General features: G+C 38.8%; 12 protein-coding genes. 8 read left to right on the top strand and 4 right to left on the bottom strand.

Features of this window, described 5'->3' with window-relative positions; translation table 11 throughout:
• Window positions 1-682 precede the first annotated feature (682 nt).
• The 3 genes from M23134_RS20690 to M23134_RS20675 form a co-directional block, all read right to left on the bottom strand.
• Complete coding sequence (locus M23134_RS20690; RefSeq protein WP_045114005.1) at window positions 683-868, bottom strand: hypothetical protein; 186 nt, start codon at window positions 866-868, stop codon at window positions 683-685.
• 263 nt (window positions 869-1,131) lie between these two features.
• Entirely contained in the window at window positions 1,132-2,004 is an 873-nt protein-coding gene (locus M23134_RS38575; protein WP_002699498.1) for a response regulator, read from the bottom strand.
• 97 nt (window positions 2,005-2,101) lie between these two features.
• Window positions 2,102-4,966, bottom strand: coding sequence for a tetratricopeptide repeat protein (locus tag M23134_RS20675; protein ID WP_002699496.1), 2,865 nt, complete (start codon window positions 4,964-4,966; stop codon window positions 2,102-2,104).
• Window positions 4,967-5,311: 345 nt separating this feature from the next.
• Here M23134_RS20675 and holA point away from each other — a divergent pair, with 345 nt between their 5' ends.
• The 8 genes from holA (at window position 5,312) to M23134_RS20635 (ending at window position 13,363) form a co-directional block, all read left to right on the top strand.
• The gene (holA, locus tag M23134_RS20670) at window positions 5,312-6,337 is read left to right on the top strand and encodes a DNA polymerase III subunit delta (protein ID WP_045114002.1); all 1,026 of its coding nucleotides are present in this window, start codon (window positions 5,312-5,314) and stop codon (window positions 6,335-6,337) included.
• Window positions 6,338-6,446: 109 nt separating this feature from the next.
• A complete protein-coding gene (locus tag M23134_RS20665; protein WP_002699493.1) occupies window positions 6,447-9,509 on the top strand; it encodes a tetratricopeptide repeat protein in 3,063 nt (1,020 codons plus the stop codon).
• 112 nt (window positions 9,510-9,621) lie between these two features.
• Window positions 9,622-10,122, top strand: coding sequence for a hypothetical protein (locus M23134_RS20660; protein ID WP_045114001.1), 501 nt, complete (start codon window positions 9,622-9,624; stop codon window positions 10,120-10,122).
• 7 nt (window positions 10,123-10,129) lie between these two features.
• Window positions 10,130-10,492 (top strand): SCP2 sterol-binding domain-containing protein, encoded by a 363-nt coding sequence (locus M23134_RS20655; protein ID WP_002699491.1) that lies wholly within the window; start codon window positions 10,130-10,132, stop codon window positions 10,490-10,492.
• A 145-nt stretch (window positions 10,493-10,637) separates the two neighbouring features.
• Window positions 10,638-10,838 carry a hypothetical protein gene (locus M23134_RS20650; RefSeq protein ID WP_002699489.1) on the top strand — a complete coding sequence of 67 codons (201 nt, stop codon included), beginning with the start codon at window positions 10,638-10,640 and terminating at the stop codon, window positions 10,836-10,838.
• 208 nt (window positions 10,839-11,046) lie between these two features.
• Complete coding sequence (locus tag M23134_RS20645; protein ID WP_002699487.1) at window positions 11,047-12,129, top strand: RluA family pseudouridine synthase; 1,083 nt, start codon at window positions 11,047-11,049, stop codon at window positions 12,127-12,129.
• A 213-nt stretch (window positions 12,130-12,342) separates the two neighbouring features.
• Window positions 12,343-12,792, top strand: a complete 450-nt coding sequence (locus M23134_RS20640; protein ID WP_002699486.1) for a YbjN domain-containing protein — start codon at window positions 12,343-12,345, stop codon at window positions 12,790-12,792.
• Window positions 12,793-12,802: 10 nt separating this feature from the next.
• The gene (locus M23134_RS20635; protein WP_002699484.1) at window positions 12,803-13,363 is read left to right on the top strand and encodes a hypothetical protein; all 561 of its coding nucleotides are present in this window, start codon (window positions 12,803-12,805) and stop codon (window positions 13,361-13,363) included.
• Between the two features lie 383 nt (window positions 13,364-13,746).
• Here M23134_RS20635 and M23134_RS20630 read toward each other — a convergent pair whose 3' ends face one another.
• Complete coding sequence (locus M23134_RS20630) at window positions 13,747-14,844, bottom strand: TerC/Alx family metal homeostasis membrane protein (RefSeq protein WP_002699481.1); 1,098 nt, start codon at window positions 14,842-14,844, stop codon at window positions 13,747-13,749.
• Window positions 14,845-15,775: the final 931 nt, after the last annotated feature.

The following is a 15,775-nucleotide window of genomic DNA, read 5'->3' as shown; positions in this document are numbered from 1 at the left end:
CGGAGTCTTTAGCCCGCTGACTTTACTTAAAAAAGTTTGCGTAGCTCCGGTTCCGATATACATCGGAATTGTAAACTAACTCTGCGCACTTTTTGAAGTGCGTCAGCAAACAAAATACCCTCGAATAAATAGCGCATTTATTGAACCCCCAGTGCACTAGTTTCATATGTCAAACTCAGTGAGGGAACAACATAGTTGAAAACTCGCCGTGGCTGTACGGAATGTAGGCAATAGAAAATGCTTGCTTAAAAAATAGTGAAATAGTTACCACAGAAACCCCTGAAGCGTGGCATCAATATGGTAAAATAATAAATAGGAAGACAAAACAAGGGTATTATGGTAGCTCATCATGTGTACCCTGCTATTGGGACAGAAATTGCATAAATCTTGGGGATAAATAAGTGGAATACAAGATGATAAAATAATGTAAAGGGTTTAGAGCAGACCTATTACACTACCAATAAATGTTTATAAGGGCATAAAAAAACGAAGCAGCGACCACTGGTTGCTGCTTCGTTAAAGTAAGGCATAGTTGACTAAAATTCCTTCGAAAAACTTAGTTGCATAACTGGTTTCAATACTGGTTGAAGGATGTTTGTTTTGTGGTTTATTGGTCTATTGTTTATTATGTTTTGTTTTAGGTTGTTCTTTTTTATAATCTTTAGGGCAGTTGATAATTTGGTTATCTTTTTGACTCAACAATTGCATTGGCTTCTAATAAAGATTCTCCTTCTTCTCCTAATAGGTCTTTTATTTCTTCTTCAGATAACAGGTTTAACCCCATTAGACCCATACCTAGTTTTCTAACTTTTTTCGGATTTTCAAAATAATCTTTCATGCCGCTGATATTGTTTGTGTCCTTAGACATTAATAAAATAATTTTATCAATAAGTGTAACGTAAAGTGGTCACTGAGTTTTGCTAGCTGGTGAGCTGGTTAAAGAATGTGTTAAAGGATTTTGGTTGAAGAACCTTGTAGTTTGTTTGCTAACTGGCTCATTGATTACATTACAAAGGTAGGGCAAATAGTTGGGAGAGAAAAAAAAACCGTATTGACAAAAGGTCTACAAAAAGATAGACAAAGTATTGACAACACGGTTTCGAAGGCTCATATTGATCAGAAACGCACTTTTTATTCTCCTAAAGACCGAATATAATCGGCAAACTTGAGCTCGTCTGACAAAGCCATCTTCTTTTTGATGCGATGATGGTGGGTAATTACGCTCTTAGGAGTGATATTGAGCAACTGGGCTATTTCTTTATTTGACAAGTAAATACGAATGTAGGCACAGTGCTTTAAATCTTCGGTAGTAAGCTGGGGGCACTGTGATTTGAGCGTTCTAAAAAAACTAGGATGTACTTTCTCAAAATGAGTTACAAAGTTTTTCCATTCATCTTCAAACGCCAGGCTTTCTTTGATCAACCTTAGCACCTTTTGCAGTTTTTTGTTGGCTTCGCCCTCAGTCATCTTCGACACTTTGCCCAACTCAGCATAAATAGTTTCAAGCATTTGATTTTTCTGATAGCTCTCCATTGCCTTAACGCTCAGTTCACGGTTTGCCTGACTTTCTATCATTTCTTTTTGCTTTTCTATTTCTATGTTTTGTTCCTTGATCAGGCTCATCGCCTTATATAATTTAATGGCAGACTCTACCCTTGCCTGTAGCTCTTTTTCGCGCACTGGTTTCTCTACATAGTCAGTAGCTCCAGCGTCAAATGCTTCTTTGAGGTCTTCTGACTCAGCTCTGCCAGTTACCATAATAATAGGTATAGTTTTGGTTTTTTCCTGCGCCTTCAGCCGCCTTAAAGCATCAATCCCTTTCATTACAGGCATTTCCCAATCCAGCAAAATCAAGTCTACCACCTCATTTTCAGCAATCTCACAAGCTTCTTCTCCATTATTTGCCTCAAATATTTCGTACTCAAATACAGCATTATCTAAGTATTTCTGTAGTATCTCTAAGTTCTGTATACTATCGTCCGCTATCAACACAGTTGCTTGCATAATTTTTATATGTTTGATGGTAAGTAATTAGGTAATACCTTTTCAAATATGGATATACGCTCATCAATGATTCTTTGTGATTGTCTGAGGTCATTGTTTATGCCTCAGGCTTTATTTCATCGATGAGCTCCTGGTACCTTATCTTATTTCTCTTTCTCAGTGCTTCCTGTACTTTCAACTTCCATTGTTGCACACCAGTTTGTGCTGGATCACACTGAAACTGATCAACCAATTCCTCCAGTTTTTTTCTTTTATAGAAAGGCACATCTGCTATACTTTGGATAAAAGACAGAATCACCACTTTCTCTTCAGGACTTATCTCGCCAGTAACTTCCGCATCAGTCGCAGGCAAAGGCTCCGGCTTGTTGTCTTTAGGAGTAGCCAGCGTTTCGGTAACTTCTACTTTGGGCAAATTAAAATAAAACACGGTACCTTTGCCTAGTGTAGAAGCTACTTTGATTTGACTACCATGTGCTTCAAGGGCAATTTTACAAAAAGTAAGTCCTAACCCGGTAGACCCAGTATTGGCAAAGTCACGGGCATTGCCTACTTGATTAAAGGCTTCAAATATATTCTCAAAATCTTTTGGATCAATTCCCTGCCCGGTATCCGCCACTTTTATACACACAATGTCACCCTTTTCTTCACTACTTAAGGTAATGGCTCCGCCAATGGGCGTATATTTGATCGCATTGGTTAGCAGGTTTTCAAAAACCCGCTCAAGGTATACTGCATCAAACTTGCCCTGCAAACGCCCAGCAATATTGTTTTGTACCTTTATGCTCTTTTCTTCGACAAAGGGCTTCATATAGTGAATTGCCTCTTGAGCAATTTTATGAAAACGATGCTGTGCCTTGCTCAACGTGAGGTTAGACGAGGCATATTTTTGTACCTCTAGCATGTCGTTGGTATATGATTTTATTCTACGCGCCGAGCGGTGTATGTCCTGGATCTGTTTTCTTACCTGAGGGTTTTCGGCTTTCATCGCTTCACTTTCGCTGCTATAGGCAAATATTACATTCAATGGATTTTTTAGGTCGTGGGCAATCATTGCAGTAAGCCGGGCTTTGGAATCTTGGCTTTGCTTAAGCTTTATATTAGTTTTTTCTAGGTGTTCTTTTTGACGGTTCAACTCTCGGTAGTGCTCTTGAATAAGCTTATTTGCCTGCCTAAACTTCTTTACATGTTTCTCTATTTGCTTATTTTTCTGTCGTTTCTCTTCATAAGCCCTGGCATTTTTCAATGCAATGGCTGTATACACCGCCAGGTTTTCCAAAATATTGAGATGATAATCGGTGTAGGCGTTTTTTTTCAAACTTTGTACACATACTACCCCTAGCGCCTGGCCATCAGCAAGTAGTGGCAAATAAATGCTCGACTGAGGTTGCTCAGGAATAGAAGTGCCATCTTCAAATTTACTAAGTGTACTTTCCAACTGGGTGTCAAAACGGTCAATATACTGGCTGTAGTCTTTTTCGAGATCGTTGATAAATACCGTCTTTTTGTTCTTTAAACACCACACCGCAAATTGATCTTTGTAGTGTAAGCTTCGCTTGTAAGGCTTCATTTTTTTACCATCCTTCAACGCAAGCTTAAACTCTACAATTTCAGCTTCGGGTATATTGATCCCAATGCCAAAAATACTGGCATCCATCAATTGGTTAAGGTGCTGATAAGTTTTGTCTGAGATTTCTTCTAAGTTAAGCGAAGAGGTGATTTCTTTACCAATTTGACTCAACAACTCTATGTTTTCGCTGGCTTGTTTCTTTTGTTTTTGCTGTCGCGAAAAAAACACCCATTGAAAAATAGCAAATACAGACACGACAAACAAAGCCCCCAAAGTAATAATAAAGTTACGCCGCTTCTGTTGATCTTGTAGGTCATTGGCATACTTTTCAGCATAATACTTTTGCTCTACTTCGGCCAACTCCAACGCACGGGTACGGTTAAAGAGGCTGTCTTTGTATTGGGTGTATACCCTATAGTACATCAAAGCTGAATCAGGTGAACCTTTTTCGGAATATATGTCCGACAAGATTTTAGATGCTTCTATCATCCTAAACTTCTCTTTAATCTGAGTACCTAGGTTGTAAGCTTTAGTACCAAAGTATATTGCCGAATCTATTTTACCCAATATAGCATAAGCTTGCGCCATATACTCAAGGGGTTCTATTTGACGGTTTTTGATGTTGAGCGCTCTCAAAATCTTCAACTCTTTTTGATAGTAGGGCAACGCTTCCCGGTATTTTTTCTGTGCTGATAGTACCTCGCCCATATTACCTGTGGTTATCGAGATCATAAACTGGTCATTGGTTTTCATGGCAATCAATCGCGACTTTTTGTAATAATCCCAAGCTTTGGTTTGCTCGTTTTGGTTAGAGTATACCACTCCTATGTTATTGAGGGTAGAGCTTAAGCCCTGATTATCTTGTTTGGCTTTGTATAGTTTAAGGGCTTTTTGGTAATATTCATGGGCTTTTTCATATTCACTTAGTTTCGAATAAATCACTCCTATTTTTCGCAAAGTATTGGCGTGTTGTACATCACTTGCTGTTCTTTCAAAATACTTTCGGGCTTCGACATAGCTCTTAAGTGCCGAGGTAAATTCAGACTTGTCAGTATAGGCATTGCCCATAAACCAATAGGTATCTGCAATTGCTTTTTCATTTTCTAACTCTTGCCAGGCGGCTAAAGCAGCTTGTTGTGCTTTGATAGAAGCCGCATAGTTTTCATGCCGCAGGTGGTAGTTTCCTATACAGTTTTGTGCTTTGGCTATCCCCTTTTTATTTTCTAGTTTTTTTGCCAGCTTTAGAGCTTTGATACCATACTCTAGCCCACGATCTTCGCCACTGAACAAATAACTAAGCTTGATAAATACGTCTACTTTCTCGCCTTTTTCAGACAACGAAAGTAAGTTAACTAGGCTGTCTACAGCTTTTTTAGAAGGTGGTTGTGCCTGCACACTGCAGATTGATAATACAATAAATAAAAGGCATATATTTTTTGTAAAATAATATCGCATAACCCTATACATGAATGTGTGGAAATGGCGACTTTTACCCACAAATAGTTGAATAAAAACGCTAACAAATGTAACAAAAAACCAACGATAATACACCATCAAAGTACTTGTTTCCTAAGTTACCCCACTTGGTATCAATGCCTACAATAGGTTTATATAAACAAAGAAAGAAGGTGAAACTTTAGGGGAAATTATAAATTTTACTAATTTTAAAATTGCAGTGAAAACACACCTTTGTCAAGGAACGATTTGCCCTTGACAAATGATGATAAGAAAAAGAAAAATATGCCCCAAACTCCAGAAAATGTACTGAAAGACCTGAAGGCAAAAAAATACGCCCCCATTTACTTTTTACACGGTGATGAGTCTTATTATCTTGACCAAATTTCAGACTTTATCGAAAAAAACGTGTTACAAGAACACGAAAAGGGTTTTAACCAAATCGTATTATACGGCAAAGACACCAACCTGGGTACTATAGTACAAAACGCACGTCGCTTTCCGATGATGGCAGAAAAACAGGTGGTCATTGTAAAAGAAGCTCAACAATTGGCTGACTGGAGCAAGGCTGACAGCAAAAAAATAATAGAAGCCTATATCAAACAACCTCAACCTTCTACTGTGTTAGTGTTTAACCACAAACATAAAAGCTTCAATAAAAACACTACCCTCTATAAACTATTTGACAAGCAAGCTGTAGTGGTAGAGTCTAAAAAAATAAGAGAGCACCAAGTAGGAGGTTGGATAGAGGGCTATTTTAAACAAAAAGGCTATCAGGCAAACTTTAAGGCAACCGCCATGTTGACCGAATCGATAGGGGCAGACCTGGGACGCTTACAAACCGAAATTGACAAGCTGCTGCTAAACGTAAACGATCAAAGTAAACCCATTGATGAGCACTTGGTAGAAGAACATGTGGGCATCAGCAAAGCTTATAATATATTTGAACTGCAAAAAGCTTTAGGGGTAAAAGATTGGTACAAAATACGTCAGATATTGATGTATTGGGAAGCCAACCCCAAAAGCCAGCCATTAATTCCTACGATTGCTATGATATTTCAATACTTTTGTAAATTGCTGGTGGGGCATAGAGTCACTGATAAAAGTGATCAAAACCTAGCAAAAGTACTTAAGGTCAGTCCTTACTTTGTCAAAGACTATAAGGTAGCAATGAGGCATTATTCGCTGGGTAAGGTAGTACATATCATTCACTACCTCCGCGAAGCCGACCTTCAGTCAAAGGGGGTAAATACCCGCAACACTTCTGACGCTCAGATATTACAAGAATTGGTTTTTAAAATATTGGCGTAAACTCGCCACAAGTAATTAGCTACAAGCCATAAGTCAAGCTCACTTTTTATCAAAGGCTACCTGGCCACCACTTGAAGCTTGAGACTTCTGGCTTCTAAAAAAAAATAACATGCAAAAACTCATACGTTATTCACTGTATTTGAAAACCCTGTACCTGTTTATTTTTTGTGTAGTGACCTTAAGCTCTACGGTCTATGCACAACACACCCATGTTTTCAAACACCCTGACCGTTACTTCAAAAGAGGCAAGGCATTGTTTGCCAAAAAAAACTATGTTGCTGCCAAACAACAGTTTGAGGATTTTCTGCAAAAAAATAAGGAAGAAACCAAACATCAGGAAAACCTGATAGAAGCCCGGTTTTATGTAGCATACCTGGCACTTATACTGGAACAGTCTAATGCTACCAAGCTGTACCAAAAGTTTGTACGTACTCACCCTACCCACCCCAAAGTGGCGCAAGCTCATTACGCCTGGGGTAACTATTATTATGAAAAAAAAGAATACCTTACAGCAATAGAGTACTTAGAAAAAGTGAAAACTTTGCAGGCTCAACAAGCCAAAGTACAAACAAACGATAGCCAGATCAAGCTTGACTTTAGGCTAGGTAAGGCATATTTTGAGCTTGAAAAATACGACAAGGCACTGGCCTACCTCGATAAGGTAAAAGTGCTCGACCACGCTTACAGCTATGCAGCGAGCTATTATGCCGGCTATATTCGTTACAAACAAAAAGCTTATCAAAGCTCTATCAATGACCTAAAAATGGCCGCTCAATCGCCCGATTACCAAAAGACAGTACCAATACTTATCGCTTCTAATTATTATGCGCAGCAGCAATACCCCCGCCTGCTCACTTATACCGACTCATTGTTTCAACGTAATGAAAACGTAGACGAAATTGCTACTTTATACCTTTTATCAGGTGAGGCAGCCTATTATACCAACAACTACGACAAGGCAATGTCTTATTTTAATCGCTACCTGGGCTTGTTGAGCAATCAACCACCTGCCGATGTTGCCTATAAGATTGCTTTTACTCATTACAAACTCAAAAGCTACTCACTGGCCGCCGAAAGTTTTAAGAACATTGCCGCACAAGAAAATGAAATGGGGCAAAAAGCCGCTTATTACCTGGGGATTTGTTACATCAAGATGAATAACAAACGCTTTGCGGCGGCTTCTTTCGATCAAGTAAGAAAAATGCACTATGATGCCAGTCTTGAGTCGTCAGCTACCTGGACTTTGGGCAAACTACAATACGATCTGGAGCAATATACTGAGTGTATTCAAACCCTCGAGGAGTTTATCAAGAGCTATGCAGGGTACCCCCAACGCAAAGATGCTGAGGTACTGCTTACCAAAGCATATATGCACTCTAAAGAATATAACAAAGCCTTGATTTATATAGAACAGCTGCCCAATAGAAACGATGAAATCAAATCGGCTTATCAACAAATTGCCTTTGCCCGTGGTGTAGAGTATTTCAATGCAGAGGCTTATAGCCAAGCCATTGCTATGTTCAATAAATCATTGCAAGACATTCGCCTGCCACAATTGAGCTATGTAACCCGTTACTGGCTTGCCGAATGTTATGCTATTTCGCAAAAGCCTAAAGAAAGTATCCCTTACTATTTGCAAGTAAGAAAAGCCTTCGATAACCAAAACAAATACGCCCTGAAAGCAAGCTATGGCTTGGGCTATGCATATTATAACCTGCGTGAATACGACAAAGCACTTCCTTACTTTCAGCAGTGTGTTACTTCGTGGCAACTGCGCACAGCTGCTGAAGAAGAAACTACCCCTTACAGTGATGCTGTCACTCGTTTGGCTGATTGTTTTTATGTGCAAAAAAAATACGCTAACGCGCTACATCTATACGACGAACTCATTGCAGGCAAACATCCCGAACAGGATTATGCTTATTACCAACAAGGGGTTATCAAGGTAGCACAAGGCGATTATGACCTTGCCAAACAAAAGTTTGAGGATGTAGTCCAAAACTTCCCTAATTCGCGTTATTACGACCAGGCTTTATACGAAAAAGCTTTGATAGACCTGGAAAATGGCCATTACTCAGTAGCCATTGCAGGATTTTCTACCTTGATGAAAGAACGCCCACATTCGCTACTACGTCCTAATGCACTTCTCAAACGCGCCTTATCTTACCAAAACTTTGATAATACCAATGAGGCGATCAAAGATTATAAGGCTATATTGAAAGACCACCCTACTCATAGTACTGCCCCCAGTGCATTGTTGAGCTTACAAGATTTGCTCACCCAGGCAGGAAGAACTGATGAGCTCAACGAAATTTTACGTAATTACAAAAAAGTAAACCCTAATAGTAAAGCATTGCTTACGATTGACTTACGCAATGCCGAGCAAGCCTTTTTTGACGGAAAGTACAGCGAAGCCATCATTTTGTTCAAGGCTTATATTAGTAAATACCCCGAAGGCGGCAGCCCTAACGCCAAGTATTACCTGGGGGAAGCTTACCTGAACAGTGGTGATAATGAAAATGCATTGCGTTACCACATGGCAGTAGTACAAGAACAAAAAAGCACCTATATGGAACGTTCTATGCGTCGGGTAGGCGATTTGCTTTATGCAAAAGAGCAGTACCGGGCTGCCATTGACAGTTACCTAATGTTGGCTTCTATTACCAAAAGTTCGCGAAACCAACTCAAGGCCTGGGAAGGCCTCATGAATACCTATTATGAAATGAAAAAACTGGATTCGGTGCGTTATTATGCCAACGAAATCATAGAAAAGGGTAACTCTACCGCTTCACGCAATAAGGCTACCTTATATATCGCCCAATCTTATTACGATGAAAATAAATTTAATGAAGCATTGCCGTTATTTAAAAAGGTAAGCGAAAGTGCCAAAGACAAAACAGGAGCCATTGCACTTTATTCGTACGCGCACGTACTTTATAATCAAGGACAATACAAGTCCTCACTCGATGCCCTGTTTCGCCTTAGCAAAGAGTTTCCTATGGACGATGATTTACGGGGTAAAAACTTTCTGCTCATTGCTGATAACTATATTGGACTCAAGGAGTATTTTCAAGCCAAAGCCACCCTTAATTCGATCATTGCCCGTTCGCCTAATCGAAATATTGTAACTGAAGCCCGTAAAAAGCTTAAAAGCATCGAGGATAAAAAGTGATTAATTTTTAGGGGCAAGCCTTATCTCTTCACAACGCTTTTTATTCATTGTTAACTTTTGTTTTTTGAAGTTAACTTATCGTTTGTTGCTACTGGCTTACAACACTTTAACTATGAACAAAAAAACAATTATACTGGCCATTCTTATTGTTGGTGCTACAATCATTTATTTTAAGAGTAATTTCTCGCGTACCAAAGGCAAAGCAGTGATGACTTACTTTAATAAAACGCAAAGGCTCAACCAACTAAACATTTGGGGGCCTTATGGATACCATATAATAGACTGGACAGTAAGTGTATATGATGGTAAGTCCAGTATAAGTGGCAAGGGCAGGTCACAGTTTAGAAGCTTTGGTAAAACCAGTTCACGCAACAACTATTACCACCGCAACCAATTGCCCCTAGAGGCGGTAAATCAAAGCATACAACGTATGGAAAAGGAACAGGCTTATTTGATTTGGGTGTCGGATTATAAAAAACAAAAAGAACCTAGCCAGGCTTTTTTGATAATTACAAAAGACCCTGCGTTATATGATGATAACAAAAAGATGCTTGAACTAGCAAAAACAGCCATACAACCAAGCACTAAAACCAATGGTAGTTTAAAAAATTGATAAATTAATGGAAGAGAAAGACGTTACGCCAACACAAATATTTGATACATTGGCAATTAGGTTTAGAGAAGCTAAAGCGCTGGAGCACAAGATTGATAGCAACTTACACTTTACTCTAACCGACCAGACTAAAGGTAATTATTTGTATACAGTAAAAGTGCAAAATGGCAAACTAGAAGTAAAGACAGGGCACCACAACAAACCTACTTGCACGGTGCGCACCAAAGCCCAAACTTATGTAGATGTAAACTTAGGCAAAACCAAGCCACAAATGGCCATTATGTTGGGTAAAATCAAGGTAAGTAACCTCCCTGAGATGTTTTTGTTTGCCCAGCTATTCGAAAAGTTTACCTTAGATTATGTCAAATAACCAAGTATAATGGCCTTTGCAATGCTAAATTTGACCCTGCAACATATTCAAACAAATATAAAAACGTTATCATTGTAGTTTAAATATATCATCAATTTTATTGAGGGTTTTCAAACATTATTGTTTAACAAATTATTGGTTTATCATGGGCTATAAATTTGAAATTATTATTGAGGAAAAAGGCAATCATTATGAAGCTTATGCTCCCAAAATACCCGAATGCAGGGCAACAGGAGCAAGCTATGAATTGGCTTTAAAAAATACCCGTGCCGCATTAAAATCTTATATTGGCCGGATGAATGATTCAGAAAAAGCCAGCCTGGCCATTTCTCCTGATAAAGACTAACGACTCAATCCAGGGTGTGCATTTTGTAACAATGCACGCTCTATATTCCTTGCCTTTCCCCTTTTCTACCCCTCTTACCCTTCCTTTTGCCTTTTTTATAACTCAAACACTACCTCAAATGCATTTGTCCACATTTTAAATTTTTTATACGCTCGAAAATCTTCATTTTTGCAAATAAATATATTGAAACACTCCCCATCTAAAAAAAATGGAAGAAGAGAAGACCCCTAGTGAAGACTGGCAAGCCGCTGACAATCCAGGCAATACCCCGGAAAATATACAGGCTGACTCGCCTGAAGATGACGATTTGTTTGAGCATTACCGCATTGTAGTAGACAAAGGGCAAGAACCTGTAAGAATAGATAAGTTTTTGATGGACAGGGTACCCAACATTACCCGCAACAAAACTCAAAACGCTATACGTGAAGGTTTTGTAAAGGTAAACGATCAGGAGGTTAAACCTAACTACAAAGTGCGCCCTGAAGACATCATCATTATATCATTGCCAGAGCCACCCCGCGAGTCTGAGGTAGTCCCTGAAGATATTCCAATAAACATTGTGTACGAAGACGATGACCTCTTAGTGGTACACAAAGAAGCAGGCATGGTAGTGCACCCTGCCTACAACAACTGGACAGGCACGTTGGTGAATGCCTTGGCTTATCACTTTAAAAACTTACCCGAAAACCGCGATGGTCGCCCTGGGTTGGTACACCGAATAGACAAAGACACTTCTGGTTTATTGGTAGTAGCCAAATCAGAGCACGCCTTGCAACACCTTGCCAAACAGTTTTTTGACCATACTATAGAACGTACCTATTATGCCTTGGTATGGGGTGAACCCAAACAAGAGGCGGGTACTATTGATGTAAACCTGGGGCGTAGCCTGAAAGACCGCCGGGTAACAGCAGCATTCCCAGAGGGTGACTTTGGCAGACATGCCGTTACACATTACAAAGTACTAAAAAACCTACGCTATGTATCGTTGGTACAATGTAACCTCGAAACCGGACGAACCCATCAGATAAGGGCACACATGAAACACTTGGGTCATCCGCTATTTAATGATGCTACCTATGGGGGAGACAAGATCTTGAAGGGTACAGTATTTTCAAAGTACCGGGCTTTTGTAGAAAACTGCTTTAAAGTAATGCCTCGTCAGGCATTGCACGCCAAGTCATTGGGTTTTGTGCACCCTACTACCCAAAAATTTATTCAGTTTGACTCTGAGTTGCCCAAAGATTTTCAAAAAGCTATGGAAAAGTGGGAACACTATGTGCAACATCACTGATAAAAGGTAAAGAGTAAGTCATTAATTAATTTGTGCCTGTATGGTTCATTACACCACCTTTAAATAACAAGGTGGTGTTTTTTTGTGCCTTTGGCAAATAAGGATCAGAAACATTGAACTTATTAAGCAAAACAAAACATGAAGTAAATTACCCACAAGCTATTTGAAAAAGAATAGTTTTTTTTATTTTTATAATTGAAAAATTTATGCAAAATGAAAACAATCAAAGAAATTCGTATTGAAATGGTAGAAGCTATGATTGGGCATTATGTAGAGTCCATCGGCTTAACTACTGAACAAACTTATGATGGTGAAAAACGTGTATGGCATTGGAAGCACGGCTCTGCCAACATCGAAGTTTTTATTCAATCGGTAGAAGTAGGCAAAGAAAAAACCAGAGAATACCTACGCATATTCTCGTTTCTTGCCGATGTACCTCAACTAAGCACCACTGCTCGTGAAAAGTTTTTGAACAACTTACTAGAGATGAATGATGTAAATCTGGGAGTAAAACTCACCATTGCTAAAGATACCAATAAAATTTATGCTACTTATGAGCGTGACATTCGCGGTATGGATTATCAGGAGCTTGCTACCTGTGTGGCTGATCTGGAGTGGTGGGCTGATAAGCTAGACGACGAGCTTAAGAGTTTTAACAACTAAATTTTACTATATGAAACATTCTCTCACCATTTTTTTTCTGGTTTTTGCCCTTGTTCCAACATTTGCACAAACCGAAAGTAAAGCAGTTTTCCAAGTGTTTGATGCCGAAACCCACCTGCCACTGTCACAAGTAAATGTGCACTCGCTGACCCACCTCAATAAAGACGACTCGCTGGCCACCGATGCCAATGGCAGCATTACCTTACACGTGATAGAGCAAGACACACTGAGCTTTGTTGGAGCTTTGTATTACCCTGTGCATATTGTGGTTCATAAAGAAGATAACTTTGACTGGACTCACCCTATCAAAGTCTACCTTACCCCATTGATTCACCACTCACACCAAACCACCATACACGCGACTGATCCTTCACACGCAAAAATGAGTAGTGTTCATTATGACTTTACTCACACAAAGTTTGAAGACAAAAAGCTTAAAATACAAGTTTTTGAGCACGAGCATGCCGCAAACAAAAGGGCAAAGTGGCTACAACATACCCACGATAAATACAATAAGGGCTTCAGTATTATTGATATAAAATTTGCCAGAAGAGCAAAAGGTAAGAGATAATGAGGCACTCTTAAGCACCGACAAGGAACTAGGTACATCCTGTTCCACATGCAACTAACAAACTCATAGTATACTCATTTTCAACATATTATAAATTTATTAGTTAGAAGCAAAATAACACATAAACTCAATATTACCAAACAAAAACCCTTGTCTGACATACCTCTTCAGACAAGGGTTTTTAATATCATACAGATGTATAGTCAAGAGCTTCTACAGCCTCAAGTCCTTAGATGCCGATGCATATCGGTGCTTTTAGCAACAAGTCCTTAGATACCGATGCATATCGGTGCTTCAAGTTTGACACTGCTCTACAAGCAACTTACCGATTTTATAGAACGTTGATTTTTAGCGGCTTATAAAATCGGTAGATGGAAGAGAGGCTACACACTTGCTTGTTCTTTTGCCTCTTCTCCTTCTTTCTTTTTTGCCGGAAAAGCAAGCGAAGCACCAATACTGCTTCCTAAAATAAAAATAATAACAAAGAGTGAGTAGTGATTTTCGAAACCGATAGAATGCAACCATTTGTGTAACAACATTTTGGCTCCAATAAAAATAAGTAAAAAGGCCAACCCTAACTTAAGGTAATGGAACATGTGCATAATGTTAGACAAGAAGAAAAACATAGAACGCAAGCCCAAAATGGCAAATATGTTTGAAAAGAATACAATATAAGGGTCTTTGGTGACTCCAAATACTGCTGGTACAGAGTCAACAGCAAAAATAAGGTCAGTAAATTCAACAATTAGCAATACAACAAACAAAGGGGTGATCTGAATACGCCCATAACGCTGAATAAAGAAACGGTCACCCACATAACGGGGAAACACAGAGAAATACCTCGAAGCAAGCCTTACTATAGGATGTTTTTGGGTGTCAATGGCTTCACCATCATCCTTGTCAAAAAACATTTTAATCCCCGAATAGAGCAGGAAACCACCAAAGAGGTAAAAAATCCATTTGCCCACCACTTCGTTTTGAATAAGCGCTGAACCCAGAAAAATAAACAAAAAGCGCATGACAATGGCACCCAGAATGCCCCAGAACAGGACTTTTTTATAATACTGTTCACGCACTTTGAACGAGACAAAAATTAAAATAATTACAAAGATGTTGTCTACCGAAAGTGAATATTCAAGCAAATATCCAGTGAGAAACTCAAGTGCAATCACCCGGCGATAGTTGTCCAGGTTTTGTTCATAATTTTTTGGATCTGAGGGGGGAGCTTCTTTAAGGGAACTATATTTAGAAATAACATCGTTGAGTTGCGCCTGGTTTTCGATGCCATGCATCACATGTCCATAATTTCTTATGATCAGATAAAAAATAATTGCCACCGTTACCCAAGTAACGCTCCAGAGGGTGGCTTCTCGAAAAGATACAATGTGTGACTTTTTATTAAAAACACCCAGGTCAAGCATAAGCATGCCCAGAATAAAAACAATAAATGCCGCGAAAAATAAAACCTCGTTAGAAATCATGTAAACTCAAAAGTGATTTACCTTTATTTACCCAACCCACAGCGGCTGGCGTTTTAAAAAGAACTGATGTAAGGGTACCATTGACAAAACCTTGCCAGACCCACTGACCGTGCTCAAACACACTGACTTAAAACATTTTTTGGTAAACCTTTTTATAGGGTTAAAACTATTTGCCTTTAATTTTATTTATTATCCAAGTACTCAACTTATGCTACCTAGCGCCCCAAGTTTGCCCTCAGAGAGTTGTATGCTTATAAACTGACCAACGCCTTAAAGTAAACTACTGTTTGAAGCTTGATGATCAGATAGTTTGTGAAGATATACATCCACGCGAAAAACAGCAGGATAAAATATATTCAATTTTTAAACCAAAAGAAAAAAAAAGAATATTACAAGTTTTTCACTTGTTAAGTAATCGTGCCAAAGTAACCTGATTTACTGAACTTTACATTGTTTATTTACCATTTGTCTATTATAAGCAATTATCACCAAACGTTTGATTCAAGACTACTTATTTTTTAGGGGTAATTTGTGTCAGGTAGTAAAAACAGTATGTTGGGTGTTGTTAAGTATCAAAAACTCAGGTGTTGTTATAGTAAGTCATGTGATGAGGTGAATGTACTGATGATACTTAATAAATTAAGGTGGTGTGCAAAACCCGTTGATTAGCCGAGCAGCTGAAAAAAACTCCACTCATTATTATATTTCATAAAATGCCCCCATACTTGGTTGTGCAGCAAAACTTACGTTCTAAACGATCAAAGTAGGATAAAATTTTCTGTTTCGCTAAGAATGCTATATTTTAATGGTTTATAATATAGTTGCACAATACAACCATAAAAAGCATTGCGTCAGCGTGATAGTGTGAGAAATAAAAAGAGGATAGGAGTATAAGAGAAGGGTATAAAATAAAAAAGACAATGCCCCCCAA

The sequence above is a fragment of the Microscilla marina ATCC 23134 genome (assembly GCF_000169175.1).
GTDB classification, from domain to species: Bacteria; Bacteroidota; Bacteroidia; order Cytophagales; family Microscillaceae; genus Microscilla; species Microscilla marina.
The sequence above is the reverse complement of the archived record's forward strand: the minus strand, read 5'-3'. Positions and strand labels throughout refer to the sequence as shown.

Bases quoted from the DNA above. Each gene is read 5' to 3' on its own strand.
- holA (WP_045114002.1), top strand. From the start codon at position 5,312: ATGCCCCAAACTCCAGAAAATGTACTGAAAGACCTGAAGGCAAAAAAA.
- M23134_RS20690 (WP_045114005.1), bottom strand. From the start codon at position 868: ATGTCTAAGGACACAAACAATATCAGCGGCATGAAAGATTATTTTGAA.
- M23134_RS20640 (WP_002699486.1), top strand. From the start codon at position 12,343: ATGAAAACAATCAAAGAAATTCGTATTGAAATGGTAGAAGCTATGATT.
- M23134_RS20655 (WP_002699491.1), top strand. From the start codon at position 10,130: ATGGAAGAGAAAGACGTTACGCCAACACAAATATTTGATACATTGGCA.
- M23134_RS20660 (WP_045114001.1), top strand. From the start codon at position 9,622: ATGAACAAAAAAACAATTATACTGGCCATTCTTATTGTTGGTGCTACA.
- M23134_RS20665 (WP_002699493.1), top strand. From the start codon at position 6,447: ATGCAAAAACTCATACGTTATTCACTGTATTTGAAAACCCTGTACCTG.
- M23134_RS20635 (WP_002699484.1), top strand. From the start codon at position 12,803: ATGAAACATTCTCTCACCATTTTTTTTCTGGTTTTTGCCCTTGTTCCA.
- M23134_RS20630 (WP_002699481.1), bottom strand. From the start codon at position 14,844: ATGATTTCTAACGAGGTTTTATTTTTCGCGGCATTTATTGTTTTTATT.
- M23134_RS38575 (WP_002699498.1), bottom strand. From the start codon at position 2,004: ATGCAAGCAACTGTGTTGATAGCGGACGATAGTATACAGAACTTAGAG.
- M23134_RS20645 (WP_002699487.1), top strand. From the start codon at position 11,047: ATGGAAGAAGAGAAGACCCCTAGTGAAGACTGGCAAGCCGCTGACAAT.
- M23134_RS20650 (WP_002699489.1), top strand. From the start codon at position 10,638: ATGGGCTATAAATTTGAAATTATTATTGAGGAAAAAGGCAATCATTAT.